11 protein-coding genes are annotated in these 14,321 nt (G+C 40.0%); 1 reads left to right on the top strand and 10 read right to left on the bottom strand.

The genetic code is table 11. The features are described from left to right. Positions 1 to 11 precede the first annotated feature (11 nt). From ACFS5O_RS09610 to zapA, 9 genes are all read right to left on the bottom strand, one after another. Complete coding sequence (locus ACFS5O_RS09610) at positions 12 to 782, bottom strand: electron transfer flavoprotein subunit beta/FixA family protein (RefSeq protein WP_205727008.1); 771 nt, start codon at positions 780 to 782, stop codon at positions 12 to 14. A 14-nt stretch (positions 783 to 796) separates the two neighbouring features. After that, positions 797 to 1,570, bottom strand: a complete 774-nt coding sequence (locus ACFS5O_RS09605; protein ID WP_205727009.1) for an enoyl-CoA hydratase — start codon at positions 1,568 to 1,570, stop codon at positions 797 to 799. A 26-nt stretch (positions 1,571 to 1,596) separates the two neighbouring features. Then, the gene (fadR, locus tag ACFS5O_RS09600; RefSeq protein WP_205727010.1) at positions 1,597 to 2,199 is read right to left on the bottom strand and encodes a fatty acid metabolism transcriptional regulator FadR; all 603 of its coding nucleotides are present in this window, start codon (positions 2,197 to 2,199) and stop codon (positions 1,597 to 1,599) included. Between the two features lie 205 nt (positions 2,200 to 2,404). Next, positions 2,405 to 4,096, bottom strand: coding sequence for a long-chain-fatty-acid--CoA ligase (locus ACFS5O_RS09595; protein ID WP_205727011.1), 1,692 nt, complete (start codon positions 4,094 to 4,096; stop codon positions 2,405 to 2,407). A gap of 555 nt (positions 4,097 to 4,651) precedes the next feature. Then, the gene (locus ACFS5O_RS09590; RefSeq protein ID WP_066396690.1) at positions 4,652 to 5,056 is read right to left on the bottom strand and encodes a DUF350 domain-containing protein; all 405 of its coding nucleotides are present in this window, start codon (positions 5,054 to 5,056) and stop codon (positions 4,652 to 4,654) included. Between the two features lie 43 nt (positions 5,057 to 5,099). After that, the gene (locus ACFS5O_RS09585) at positions 5,100 to 7,457 is read right to left on the bottom strand and encodes an endonuclease MutS2 (protein ID WP_205727012.1); all 2,358 of its coding nucleotides are present in this window, start codon (positions 7,455 to 7,457) and stop codon (positions 5,100 to 5,102) included. Positions 7,458 to 7,494: 37 nt separating this feature from the next. Then, the gene (gene polX / locus ACFS5O_RS09580) at positions 7,495 to 9,207 is read right to left on the bottom strand and encodes a DNA polymerase/3'-5' exonuclease PolX (protein WP_205727324.1); all 1,713 of its coding nucleotides are present in this window, start codon (positions 9,205 to 9,207) and stop codon (positions 7,495 to 7,497) included. A gap of 415 nt (positions 9,208 to 9,622) precedes the next feature. After that, positions 9,623 to 10,159: a CvpA family protein gene (locus ACFS5O_RS09575; RefSeq protein ID WP_205727013.1), complete on the bottom strand. Its 537-nt coding sequence runs from the start codon at positions 10,157 to 10,159 to the stop codon at positions 9,623 to 9,625. 1 nt (position 10,160) lies between these two features. Next, on the bottom strand, positions 10,161 to 10,424 hold the full coding sequence (gene zapA, locus ACFS5O_RS09570) for a cell division protein ZapA (protein WP_144698705.1): 264 nt from the start codon (positions 10,422 to 10,424) through the stop codon (positions 10,161 to 10,163). 156 nt (positions 10,425 to 10,580) lie between these two features. On the opposite strand from zapA, the gene rnhC reads away from it, so the two are divergent. After that, positions 10,581 to 11,525: a ribonuclease HIII gene (rnhC, locus tag ACFS5O_RS09565; RefSeq protein WP_205727014.1), complete on the top strand. Its 945-nt coding sequence runs from the start codon at positions 10,581 to 10,583 to the stop codon at positions 11,523 to 11,525. 356 nt (positions 11,526 to 11,881) lie between these two features. Here rnhC and pheT read toward each other — a convergent pair whose 3' ends face one another. After that, positions 11,882 to 14,305, bottom strand: coding sequence for a phenylalanine--tRNA ligase subunit beta (gene pheT / locus ACFS5O_RS09560; protein ID WP_205727015.1), 2,424 nt, complete (start codon positions 14,303 to 14,305; stop codon positions 11,882 to 11,884). Positions 14,306 to 14,321: the final 16 nt, after the last annotated feature.

Genomic DNA, 14,321 nt, shown 5'->3' with positions numbered 1-14,321 from the left:
ATGACTCCTCCTTATATTACCTTCGCTTCGTTTCTTAACAGAGATACAAGTTCTTTTACTTGGTCTGGAGTTTCACCTGATAGGATTTTTCCAGCTTCCTTTTTAGGAGGAAGATAAACTTCTATTGTTTTTGTTTTCGCTTCAACATCATCTTCATCAATTTCAAGATCATCTAACTCCAACGTTTCAAGAGGCTTCTTCTTTGCCTTCATGATTCCTGGTAACGAAGGATAACGAGGCTCATTCAACCCTTGTTGTGCTGTAACCAATAATGGAAGTGATGTTTCAATCTTTTCAAGATCTCCTTCTACATCACGTTCAATGTTTACAGTCGTCCCGTTTATTTCAATCTTTGTAATTGTTGTTACATGTGGAATATCTAGTAATTCTGCTAGACGCGGCCCAACTTGACCCGTTCCGTTATCAATCGCAACGTTTCCGCCTAGAATGATGTCGTATTCTTTATCTTTAAAGTAAGCTGCCAAAACAGAAGAAGTCGTGAATTGATCTTGGCTGTTCAAGTCTTCATTCGAGATAAGAACTGCTTGATCTGCTCCCATAGCAAGTGCTGTACGAAGCTCTTTTTCAGAATCTTCATCTCCAACCGTGACCACCGTAACAGTACCACCGTGTGCATCTTTTAATGTGATCGCTTCTTCAATCGCATATTCGTCATATGGATTAATAATGAATTCTGCACTGTCTTCAGAGATCTTATTGTTTGAAACAGAAATTTTTTCCTCTGTATCAAAAGTACGTTTTAAAATAACAAAAATGTTCATCGTTACCCTCCTAGTTATCGGTCCTGAAATTCAGGCTTTCTTTTTTCAATAAATGCTGAGATTCCTTCTTGTCCATCAAAACTTTTAAAAGCTTTCCCAAACAGTTCTTGCTCTTTTTCTGCACCTTTTTCATAGAGGCCATTTCTCGCATAATGCAACAACTCTAGCGTGTACTTTATGGAGACCGCACTTTTCATGGAAAACTCTTCAGCCATTTTGTAAGCCTTTTCAAAAAGTTCTTCTGTTGGATAAGAGTTGTTTGCTAAACCGAACGTGACAGCATCTTTGCCTGAGATCGGCTTACTTGAAAGGAGCATCTCACAAGCTTTAGGTACACCTACAAGTTGTGGTAACCTTTGAGTTCCTGCAAATCCCGGAACCAGTCCTAGTGTGAGCTCGGGTAGACCGAGTTTTGCGTCATCGGCCACAAGTCTTACGTGGCAGCTCATCGCTAGTTCAAGACCGCCACCTAGTGCTGCTCCATGAATGGCAGCGATTACTGGTTTTGAGAACTGTTCGATTCGGTTAAAAACATCTTGTCCTTTTTTCCCAAGCTCTGCAAAACCCTTTTCATCAGGAACTTCTGTAAACTCTTTGATATCAGCTCCTGCTGAAAAGAAGCGTCCTTCTCCTAAAATAACAATCGCTTTAACAGAGTTATCGTTTTCAATCTGATCGAGTGCTTTGTCGATTTCTTCAATAACTCCAGTTGATAAAGCATTGGCTGGCGCACGGTTAAGTTTAATCGTTGCCACTTTATTTTGTTTTTCGATTTGTAAGAATTCCAACTTCATATTCCCTCCTTTATTAGAAATCAATCATCTAGATTTACAGACCGAACGGACAGGCCGTTTACAAGCATCTGATGTACGGGACCAGCAAGCGCAGGTAGATCATATCGATGATCGTTCATTACCCAGTTTGTTGCTGTTTCGTCAATCGTTCCGAAGATCATCTGACGAGCCAATCTGTAATCCATGTTCTTAACAAAAACACCTTCTTGCATTCCATCCTTTAAGATAGAGTCGATTAAATCTAAGTATCTCTTTAATACTTCACCAATCTTTGCACGAAGTTGTCTGTTTGTCTGCCGAAGTTCTAGCTGTGTTACGATTGATAGTTCAAAATCAGCAGTCAGTTGCTTAAAGTGCATCTCAACAAGAATTCTAAGCTTCTGAATGGCTGAATCGTTACTTTTTAACTCGTTTTCTGTTTTTTCAATAAAGGTCCCCATCTTCTCATTAAAAACAGAAACAAGCAGATCTTCTTTATTTTTAAAATATAGATAGATGGTGCCATCAGCGACACCTGCTTCTTTCGCTATCTTTGATACCTGGGATTGATGGTAGCCATGTTCTGCAATCACATTTACAGCTGCATCAATTATTTTTTCGTATTTTGGACCTTTACGTTTCATTTCTATCGCCTCTTTTTGTATAACACAATCATCTTTTCAAAAATGAATGATTGTTCATTCATAATTGTAAAACAAATCTTTCTTTTCTGTCAATTTCATTATGTCATTTTTTCTATACATTTTACAAGTTTAACTTGAAGGTAACGTTTTTCATTTCACAATGAGTGATCGTTTAACAATAGAAAAAGCCGCCAAGTGGCAGCTTTCACGAACTTTGTTTGGCTTTTTCACGTTCTTCTTCCAAAAGAACTCTTCTTAAAATCTTTCCTACCATGGTCTTAGGCAGCTCTTGTCTGAACTCATAAAGCCTAGGTACTTTAAAGGAAGCAAGATGCTCTCGGCAGAATTTGTTAAGTTCTTCTTCCGTACATTCTGTTCCTTCCTTTAACACCACAAAAGCTTTAACCGTTTCTCCTCTGTATGCATCAGGCACACCGACTACTACAGCTTCTTTTACTTTTTCGTGTTCATATAAAACCTCTTCTACTTCACGAGGATAAATATTGAATCCTCCTGCGATGATCAAGTCTTTCTTACGGTCCACGATGTAAAAGTAACCTTTTTCATCCATATAGCCCATATCCCCTGTAATCAACCAATCTTCTCTGAATACAGATGCGGTTTCTTCGGGTTGGTTCCAATACCCTTTCATAACCTGAGGTCCTCTTACAGCTAATTCTCCAATCTCACCTGGCTCTGCCCATTCGCCTGTCTCAGCTGAGATGATTGCTGCTTCCGTGTTCGGCCAAGGTAAACCAATACTACCTCTTATCTGATCACCATATATGAGATTTGCATGTGTAACAGGTGAAGCCTCTGTTAGTCCATACCCCTCTACTAACGAACCTGAAATAACAGCCTGGAATTTTTGTTGCACTTCAAGCGGCAGGGCAGCCGACCCGCTTATACATGCTTGAATGGATGAAAGATCATATTTGTTTAAATCTGGATGATTCAGAAGTGCGATATACATAGTCGGAGCGCCTGGAAATAAAGTTGGTCGTTCCTTATGAATCGTCTTCAAAACTTGCACTGGATCAAACCGCGGCAGGATGATCATCTCTGCTTTTGTTATGATGCCAAGGTTCATCACACACGTCATACCATATACATGAAAAAAAGGCAGAGCTCCAAGAATCTTTTCTTTTCCCTCTCTGTTTTTATACATCCATGTATTGCACTGTAACGCATTCGTGACTAGGTTTTTGTGAGTCAGCATCACACCTTTTGCTGGACCTGTTGTACCTCCAGTGTACTGCAACAACGCAAGATCCTCATTAGGATCAACCTTTACTTGAGGCTTGATTGGTTGAGAACGTTTCAGCAGATCTTTAAACGAATGAACTTCATGATTGTAGGTAATATCAACGACTACCGTTGGATTCTGCCTCTTTTGAATAAATGGATAGATCAAATTCTTAGGAAAAGGCAGATAATCCTTCACAGATGTCATAATGATGTGTTCAATGTTCGTATCTCCTCGAACGGCTGATATTCTTCCAAACAAAAGATCCAATCCTACAATGACTTTTGCCCCGCTGTCAGATAACTGATGACGTAACTCTCTCTCCGTGTAAAGAGGATTCGTCTGTACGACAATTCCGCCTATAAAAAGCGTGCCGTAATAGGCGATAACTGCCTGCGGGCAGTTGGGCAGCATGATGGCAACACGATCACCTTTTTTTACACCAAGCGTTGTTAGAGCATGTGCGAAGCGCAAACTGCATTCTTGAAGTTCGCCGAATGTTAATGTCTTACCTAAAAAATGTACAGCAGTTTTATCTTTTTTTTCTTCTGCTGCTGATTCTAAATACGCGAATAAAGGTTTGCTGTCGTAATCAAGATGTCCCGGAATTTCACTAGGGTAACTGTTGAGCCACCGTCTTTCCACTTGCATCTCCTCCTTTAATTCACGCCTTCCTTCAAAATTTCTATATCTTTATTCCTATTATATTGAAAACGTATACAATTTTATATACTTTTTTAAAAATTATAAATAATTCAATAATACGGTTCTAGAAACTGGTTTTGAGCATAAGCAAAAAATCTTTTTGTTGCGAATTCACCGTAGGGTTTGAAAGGAGTTGATTTCCGCTCCACGTTGCTCGCTTTCCGCGGGGCAGGCGGTGAGCCACATTCGTACGTTTCACTTTTAAGTGTCTCACCTGCCCGCCTGTCCCGCAGGAGTCGGCAACCTTGCGCTCCAATCAACTTGCATGAAGAAAGATTCATAAGATCAACATTCCTATAGAGTATTGATAAGTAACAAGCAAACCAACAGTAGCGATCTTTCTTTTAAAGAATATCAGGCAAGAAAAAACCAGTTCTCCGAATTGAGAACTGGTTTTGAGACTTACGCAAAGAAGAATAAGTAGATAAGTCCGGCAGCGATGAATACTCCGCTTAATACAAACAACACTTTAAATAACGTTTCCATATTTTTTCCCTTCAGCTATTCGATTCCTTCACCGATTACAAATGATAAACCGATCGAGATGATCATCGATATGAAACCAACTGCTCGGTTATCGTTCTCGATTTCTTTATCGATCTGAAACTTTGGGGTTAAGAATTCAAAGATAAAATAACCGATCAAGAGTAGGATAAATCCATAGGCACTCCACGTTATCATCATCAGTATGGAATCATTTTGAGCGATCGAATAACGAAAGATGTTCGCGATTCCGAAAATCTTTCCGCCCGTAGCCATAGCGACGGATAAGTTCCCTTTCTTGATCTCGACCCAATTTTTATAACGCGTAACCAGTTCAAACACAGCCAAAAAGACGACTAGACATAGCACGACAACGCTATAGTTAGCTGCTGTTTTAATAAAAGCGTTACTCATAAAATCCATTCAACAATACCCCTTTGTAAACGGCTTGGTTTAAATCCCTCTTCTACTTCAATACAGCGACTGTTACTCCGCCTCCGCCTTCACCAGCTGCACCCATTCTAGTGGATTTAACATTTCGATGCGTTTTCAACAGCTCTTGAACACCTTTTCTTAGTGCACCTGTCCCTTTACCATGGATGATATATACTTGGTTGAAACCAGCTAGAAGCGCTTCATCTAGATATCGATCCACCTCTAACATAGCATCTTCATATCTTTTCCCTCTTAAGTCAAGTTCTGGGCGAGAAGAATCTGAGCTTCCTGATACTTTTACGAATGAACGCGGTTCAGGTTTCGGTTTACTTTGTTTTACCCACTCTAAATCTTTTTCAGATACATTCATCTTTAGAATCCCTATCTGAACTTGGTATTCGTTGTTACTTACTTTTTCCACGATATGTCCTTTTTGACCTACAGTAAGTACTCGCACTTCGTCACCGGGAACATATTCTTGTTTTGTAGATACAGGTTTTAACTTCTTGTTTTTAGCTTTTGATTTGGGAACAGCTTCTTCCAATCTCTTTTTTGCTTCGATCAATTTATGTTCTTTAATCTGTCCACCCGATTTTTGAAGTTCACGAATTTCATGAATGATCTCTTCTGCTGTTTCACGTGCTTTTTCGATCGCTTTTTCTGCTTCCTGCTTTGCTTTTTCATACAGACGATCTTTTTCATTCTGAAACAGTTCGAGTTCTTTCTCTAGATCACTCTTAATAGACTCTGCTTCTTTTCTTCTATCCTCTGCTTCTTCCATCTCTTTTTCTGCTTTCTTACGATTATCCTCTAATGACTTTATCATATTATCAATCTTGTTCTCGTCTTCACTGATCTGAGAGCGAGCTGAATCAATGATATCCTGACGTAGACCGAGTCTTTTAGAGATCTCAAACGCGTTACTTCGTCCTGGCACTCCTACTAATAAACGATAAGTAGGTCTTAACGTCTGCACATTAAATTCTACAGAAGCGTTCATAACACCAGGACGGTTATAAGCATATGCTTTTAGCTCACTATAATGGGTAGTGGCAACAACACGTGCTCCTCGGGCAAACACGAAGTCTAGAATCGAAATAGCTAGGGCTGCCCCTTCTTGAGGATCTGTCCCAGCTCCTAGTTCATCAAAGAGTACGAGTGATTCATAGTCGATCTTGTTTAAGATGTCTACGATGTTAACCATATGTGAAGAAAATGTACTCAGTGATTGTTCAATAGACTGTTCATCACCTATGTCAGCATATATGTTCTTGAAAACAGCCATTTCTGATTGTTCTCCAGCAGGTATCTGAAGGCCACATTGTGCCATAAGAGTAAGAAGTCCGATGGTTTTTAGGGTAACTGTTTTACCACCTGTATTCGGACCTGTAATGACGAGTGATTGATACTCGCCTCCTAACATCACACTCGTTGGAACAACCGTTTCCTGATCGAGCAGAGGATGGCGGCCACTGTTCAGGGATATAAATCCTTTGTCATTCATAATCGGACGCGTACATTTTAGCTCATTGGCAAATCTTGCTTTTGCTAAAATAAAATCCATCTCTGCTAAAATATCTACGTTCAGCAGAATATCATCAGCATGTTCTGCTACTCCAGCAGTCAGTTCTCTTAAAATCTTCTCGATCTCACGAGCTTCTTTCGCTTTAGCTTCTTTCACTTGATTGTTAACTGTCATAACAGATTGAGGTTCAATGAACAAAGTTGCTCCACTCGCTGATTGATCATGGACCATTCCGCCAAAATTACCTCTGTACTCTTGTTTAACAGGAATAACGAATCGGTCGTTACGAATCGTGATGATCGAGTCAGACAACATTTTTTGATAGCTGGACGATCTAACGATTGATTCCAGTTTTTCTCTTACGCGCGTTTCATACGTACGCAACTGCTGACGAATCGCACGAAGTTCAGGACTAGCGCTATCCATCATATGTCCGTTGTCATCGATACAACTTTTAATTTCTTGTTCTAGCTCATGAAGAGGAATGATGTTTTCCGCTGCATTCTTAAGAATGCGCAGTTCAATTCCATCCTCAACCAAGCCCTCGATAAAACGCTTAAAGCGTCTACCACCATATAGAGTTGAAGCGATGTCCATTAAATCTTCTTCATTTAGCAGACTACCAATCTTTGATCGCTTAACATTTGAAGAAACATCAAAGATTCCGCCGAATGGAACTTGTCCTTTTAAACGGAGAATCTTTACTCCTTCGTCTGTGGCATCTTGTGCCTCGTTTACTTCTTCAAGTGTTGTAAACGGCATTAAAGAATTAATCTTATTTAGTCCAAGTGAGCAGCTTGCATGCTTTTTTAGACGATCGATCACTTTTCTTAGTTCTAAAACACGCAGCATTTTTTCTTGCATATATTCTTCCTCCTGATCCCAGGACCTAGAGCTATTTTTAACGGTTTAAATAAGTTTTTAGTTCGTTTAATGTCATTGTGTTTAACACATTGCTTTTTCGAACAAAACCTTTTCGAGCAACCGCTGCTCCAATCTCCATATGTTTCATCGTGTCTTTATAATGTGCATCTGTATTGATCGCAATCTTTACTCCAAGTTCCTGAGCTTTCTTTAACCACTGGGGCGCAAGGTCAAGACGATTGGGATTCGCATTCAACTCAACAGCGGTACCTGTTTCATAAGCAAGCTGCAGCAGGGTATCTACATCCACGTCGTATCCTTCTCTACGTCCAATCAGACGCCCCGTTGGGTGAGCGATCAGATTCACTTTTTTGTGTTTTAACGCCGTCTTCAAACGATCCATGATCTTGCTTTGATCTTGAGAGAACGCAGAATGGATGCTAGCAATAACAAAATCCATCTCATCTAACAATTCATCATCATAATCAAGTGTACCATCTGGTAGAATATCCATCTCGATTCCAGCTAGTATCTTAAAATCGGTATACTTTTTATTTAACTTATTAATCTCTTGTCGTTGCATGCGCACTCTCTCAGGAGTTAGCCCGTTTGCTACTCGTAAATATTGAGAATGATCTGTAATCGCCATATACTCATAGCCTTTACTTCGTGCTTCTTCAGCCATTTCTTCGATCGAGAACGCCCCATCACTCCAAGTAGAATGCAGATGAAGATCTCCTTTTATGTCGGATAATTGAATCAGATCATGACCATCCTTAAATAGCTCTATTTCTTCACCAGATTCTCTCGCTTCAGGAGGAATCCAATTCAATGAAAAATGAGCATAGAAATCCTCTTCCGTTTCAAATGTAAGAATTTCACCAGTTTCTATATTTTCTACTCCATATTCACTGATCTTTTCGCCTCTAGCTTTTGCAAGCTGACGCATTTTAACGTTATGCTCCATAGATCCCGTAAAATGATGAAGTGTCGTAGCAAACTGATGGGGTTGTACGATACGAAAGTCAACGGATACAGAAAGCTTTTCATCGAGTACGAGGGAAACCTTTGTATCTCCGCTTGCTATCACATCAATGACTCCATCTAGTTTCAAGAGTTGCTCTTTTACTTCACCCGGATGTTCACTTGAAATAATAAAATCCAAGTCTTTGATCGTTTCTCGGTACCGTCTGAGACTTCCTGCTCTAGAGTATTTCTCAATATTTTTCATTCTTTTTAACTGAGATTCTATTTTCTCTGCAATGGGCAGCATATAGGCAATTGGAAGCCTTTCCGGTCTTTTCCCTAGATCCTTTAAGGATGCTAAAATCTTCTCTTCCGTTTTAGCACCAAACCCTGCCAATGCCCTTACTTTACCATTTTCACATGCTTCTTTTAGAGATTCAATATTCGTTATGCCTAACTCGGAATAAAGTTTAGCGATTTTCTTACCTCCGAGATTTGGAACTTGTAGCAGTGTAATCAATTCAGACGGTACTTTTTCCTGAAGTTCTACCAAAAGTTCTGACTTGCCTTTTTCTAATATTTCTATGATTACAGAAGCTGTACCTTTGCCGATACCTTTCAGTTTTGAAACATCGCCGATCTCGTCCATCGTTCGCTCATCACTCTCAAGAGCGTTCGCTGCTTTACGATATGCGGAAACTTTAAACGAATTCTCTCCTAAGATCTCAAGGTACAAAGCAATCTGTTCAAGTGCACGTACTACCTCTTTTTTATTTACCATAATAAGCTCACCTCTATTATAATTGTATGGCTAGAAAGACAAAGGCTATTTTCTACGAGTTTGGTACTTATGAAGTATTTGACACGTTGAACTAATGACACATCCCTGAAAGCGAGCAAGTGTGTGCGAAACTCAAGTACTTCTTTGATTTCTTTTAACAAAGTGTGCAAAATAAACTTCTAAAAAATGGTTTATTTGTGTTGTTTTTTTATTAACTTCTTTGACAAGTTGATTGGAGCAGAAGGATGCGAGACTCTAGGCTAGGACAAGCGGTCAGGTGAGACCCTTAACGGCGCAAAGCGGCAAGGGGCTCACCGCCTGCCCCGCGGAAAGCGAGCAGCCTGAAGCGGAAATCACTACATTCAAGAACAACTGAGTATAAACAACAAAGAAAAAAACTTCTCCGCGCTGGGAGAAGTTATGCCATATGTTTCATCCACATTTCCTTTACGGACTCAGAAAATACGGGGGTGTTTTTGACCATTCCCTGTGCGATCCATGAATTTTCATAATGAGCTTGAAAGGCTTCTATCGGAACTAATGTTGCGATATACAATAAAATAAACACGATTAAATAGACTTCTACAAAACCTAGTAAACCACCGAGCCATCTATTGAACGTATGAAGAATCGGTAAGTTTGCAAGAAAATCAAGCATAGACCCAAGAATCTGCAAGATGATCTTGGTGGCGAAGAACAATATCGCAAAGGCTATCGCATTATAATAAGCTTGTTCAAGTGAAATGCTGTTCATTAAGAAGGATACAGAACTATCATTTGAAGAAGGATATGGAATCCACAACTCTAACTTAGGCGCAAGATCGTCATAATACAGATAAGCAACGATATAGGCTGCTATGAATCCGACCAAATGAACGAGCTGCATGATGAAACCTCGTTTTAACCCGATTAAAAATCCACCTGCTAATATAATAATTAAAATCAAATCCAACATACTAACTTTCCTCTTTTCCAATTCGCTGTTGCAATTTTTTCAGCTCTTCTTTAATCTTTAAATATTCGTTCATTGTATTTACTGCTGTAAGTACAGCAAGTTGTTTCGTGTCGAGAAACCGGTTATGAGATTGTATCTCTCTCATTTTCAAGTCTACTTTATCAGCTACTAAATGAATGTGGCTGGAGGATTCGGTCCCTGCAATTACATATCGTTGTCCATAGATTTCGACCGTCGTACGGTTTTTCTTTTTCTCTTCCGCCACAAAATAACCTCCTTAACATACAAAGGATCATTCATTTAATGAATACTCTAATCTTTATCTTATCAAATATCGTTCATAGTTGAAAATATTTCTGTTCTATTGTAGCGTTTTTTTGATATATTTGGAAATCTCTTCATTTTTAGGAGGATCACTATTATGTCTCACGTTGTTAAAAAGATGACAAATTCAGAAATACTTCAAATGAAAAAAGAACTCTCATCCGTTCTATCCGCTAAAACGCCACCTGGAGCAGTTTTTTCAGCCAAACTCACCGATTGCACCGTTACAGCATACCAGTCGGGCAAAGTCCTTTTCCAAGGTAAGGGAGCTGAAGCTGCTTCTCAAAAATACTCAGGTGAAGTTTCCGTCCCTAAAGAGAAAAGTAAAACGGTGAAACCGCCTCATCAGTATGCACCACCACAGAACGCATCAGAATTATCGATGATCGGAAGTGACGAAGTTGGAACAGGAGATTACTTTGGACCCATGACTGTTGCCGCCGCATACGTTTCTAGAGCTAATCTTGAACTCGTAAAAGAACTAGGTGTAAAAGATTCCAAGCACTTAAATGACAAACAGATCATTCAGATCGCAAAAGAACTCATCCATACCGTCCCATACTCTCTTCTCGTCCTGAATAATGAGAAGTATAACGAACTTCAGCAAAAAGGGATGACGCAAGGAAAGATTAAGGCGATCCTTCATAACCGAGCTCTCCAAAACGTTAAAGCAAAAATTGAAGGTGAAGAGATCGAAGGTATACTAGTCGATCAGTTCTGTGAACCTGGTGTTTACTTTAACTACTTAACAAGAGAGAAGAACCTCTTAAAAGAAGGGCTTTATTTTGCCACAAAAGGCGAATCGATTCATCTTTCTGTTGCTGCAGCTTCAATCTTAGCCAGATATAGCTTTTTAAAAGAAATGGATAAGCTAGGGCACCGTTTTAATACCGTTATTCCAAAAGGGGCAGGTCCACACGTGGATGTAAAGGCGGCTGAGCTCGTTGAAAAATATGGAGATACTGTTTTTGATACGGCAACAAAGAAGCATTTTGCAAATACGCAAAAAGCCTTGAAGCTGTTACGCAAAAAACGAAGCTAGTAGAAGTAGATGATAGGAATAGGCTGTTTCTGATTTTGGGAGTGTTGATTTCCGTTCCAGGATGCTCGCTTTCCACGGGGCAGGCGGTGAGCCACATTGGTACGTTTCACTTTTAAGTGTCTCACCTGAGCCGTTTCATAGAAATATTCTTGCTCCTGCGTCTACAAGTTAATGCTACCGCAGTTAGCTTCCTCGTCGCATGCCTTGCGAGAAGCATCTCAAGTAGTTGGCACGCACCTTCCACTCCAATCAACAGTCAAAGAAGTTAAAAAAAGATTTAAAGCAACAATCTTTTAGAAAACAGCCTATTAAAAAAACCGGTTCATCCATTATGGATGAACCGGTTTTTGTGTGGTTTATTTTCTTAGCTGAGCGCCAAAGCGTTCTTCTAAGCTCTTTAATACGCGGTCATGCGCCGTTACGACTTCTTCATCTGTTAACGTGCGTTCTGGATCGAAATATTTCAGTGAGAAGGCAAGTGATTTCTTACCAGCTTCCATCTTATCACCTTCATACAAATCAAAAAGATTTACTTCTTTTAACAATGCTCCACCTGCAGCCTGGATAACAGTTGTCAGATCTCCTGCTGGAAGTTCTTGATCAACTACAAGAGCGATATCACGTGTAATGGAAGGATAACGCGGCAATGTTTGATAGATTATCTGATCTGTTTCTTTCTCTAATAGACTAGTTGCGTTCAACTCGAACACATACGTATCTTTTACATCCAAGTCTTTTTGAAGAGCCGGATGAAGCTGACCAACAAATCCTACAGAAATACCATCAAGTTTCACGATTGCCGTTCTTCCTGGATGCATGTTTTCAATTTCTCCAGCTTCATATGTGATGCGTTCAGAAAGGTTCAATTCACCCATGAGACCTTCTAAGATCCCTTTTAACACATAAAAATCAACAGTCTTTCTTTCTCCTTGCCAAAGATGCTCGTTAAATACACCTGTAACAGCTCCTGAAACGAACACATACTCTTCTGGAAGGTCCTTCAGTACCTCTTGTCTATTGATGAAGACTGATCCCATCTCATAGATAGCGAGGTCTTCCATCGAACGATTTCTGTTGTATTGAAGCACTTCTAGAAGCTGTGGCAATAAACTCATTCTTAAAGTACTGCGCTCTTCACTCATCGGATGCGCAACTGAGATCGGATATACCTTCTCGTCACTAAATGAGAAATGAGTAGACTTTGCAGGAGTAGTCAAGGCGTATGTTACAGCTTGATATAGCCCCGCACCTTCTAGATACGTTCTGATATTACGTCGTTGTGCCTGATTCTTCGTTAGGCCACCCGGACGCGCTTCTGATAAAAGGTACGTAGTCGGGATACGATCATATCCATAGATACGTCCTACTTCTTCAATCAAATCCGCTTCGATCGTTATGTCTGGTCTGCGGGAAGGTACGTTTACTTCGAACTGTCCGTTAGATTCTTTATAACCAAAACCTAAACGCTTAAAGATAGATGCAGTCTGTTCAGATGTAATCTCAGTTCCCAAGAGGTTGTTCATTCTTGAAACATCCATCTTCACACTGTATGTGTTAACTTCTCGTTTACCCGCTTCAACGATTCCTTCAGCCACTTTGCCTCCAGCAAGTTCCGCCATAAGGCTAGCAGCTCTCATTGCTGCAGCATATACTCGGTTACGATCGATGCCTTTTTCATATCTTGAACTCGCTTCACTACGTAAGCCAAGATCTTTAGAAGCTGCTCTTACACGACCTGAAGCAAAATAGGCTGCTTCTAAAAGTACGTTTGTTGTGTCAGATTGAACTTCACTCGTTGCGCCACCCATAACCCCAGCTACTGCAATCGGATCTTTACCATTTGTAATCACCAAGTGAGTATCTTTAAGTTTACGATCCTGATCATCAAGCGTTTGAATGTGCTCACCTTCTGTAGCACGTCGGATGACAATCTCTTTAGAACCTAATCGGTTATAGTCAAAAGCGTGTAGTGGCTGACCATATTCAAGAAGTACATAGTTTGTGATATCAACAATGTTATTGATCGGACGAATGCCTGATGCCATTAATCGGTTCTGCATCCAAAGTGGTGAAGGACCAATCTTAACATCGCGGATAATCATCGCACCGTAATAAGGGTTATCTTCAAGTGATTCGATCTGAACGGAAATAAAATCTTCTGCTTTTTCTTCTGATGTATTGATCGATGTGTTTGGAAGTTTCACTTCTTGTTTTAAAATTGCTGCTACTTCATTTGCAACACCGATTACGTTCAGGCAATCAGCTCGGTTTGGCGTAAGTCCAAGTTCCAGTACATGATCATTCAGATTTAAGTATTCTAAAGCATCACTTCCAGGCTCTGCGTCAGATGGCATCACAAAGATTCCTGTTGCATATTCTTTTGGAACTAATTTTGTATCAACACCTAACTCTGTAAGCGAACAAATCATTCCGTGAGATTCTTCACCGCGAAGTTTTGCTTTTTTAATTTTAAAGTTACCCGGAAGAACGGCACCAGGTACAGCCACAGCCACTTTTTGGCCTTGAGCTACATTCGGTGCACCACAAACAATCTGTGAGACTTCACCTTGACCAACATCTACTTTACAAACTCTTAGCTTGTCAGCGTTCGGATGCTGAATACATTCTTCCACATACCCAACAACTACTCCACTGATTCCTTTGTTTAATGACTCGACCATCTCGACTTCAATACCGCTTTTTGTAATCTTATCTGCGAGTTCAGACGGTGAGATTTCTATATTTACATATTCTTTTAGCCAGTTATAAGAGATTAGCATATATTTCCCCTCCTCA

Source organism: Fictibacillus nanhaiensis, from assembly GCF_042686385.1.
Classification (GTDB): Bacteria; Bacillota; Bacilli; order Bacillales; family Fictibacillaceae; genus Fictibacillus; species Fictibacillus nanhaiensis.
This window is presented reverse-complemented; position numbering and strand designations above follow the sequence as displayed.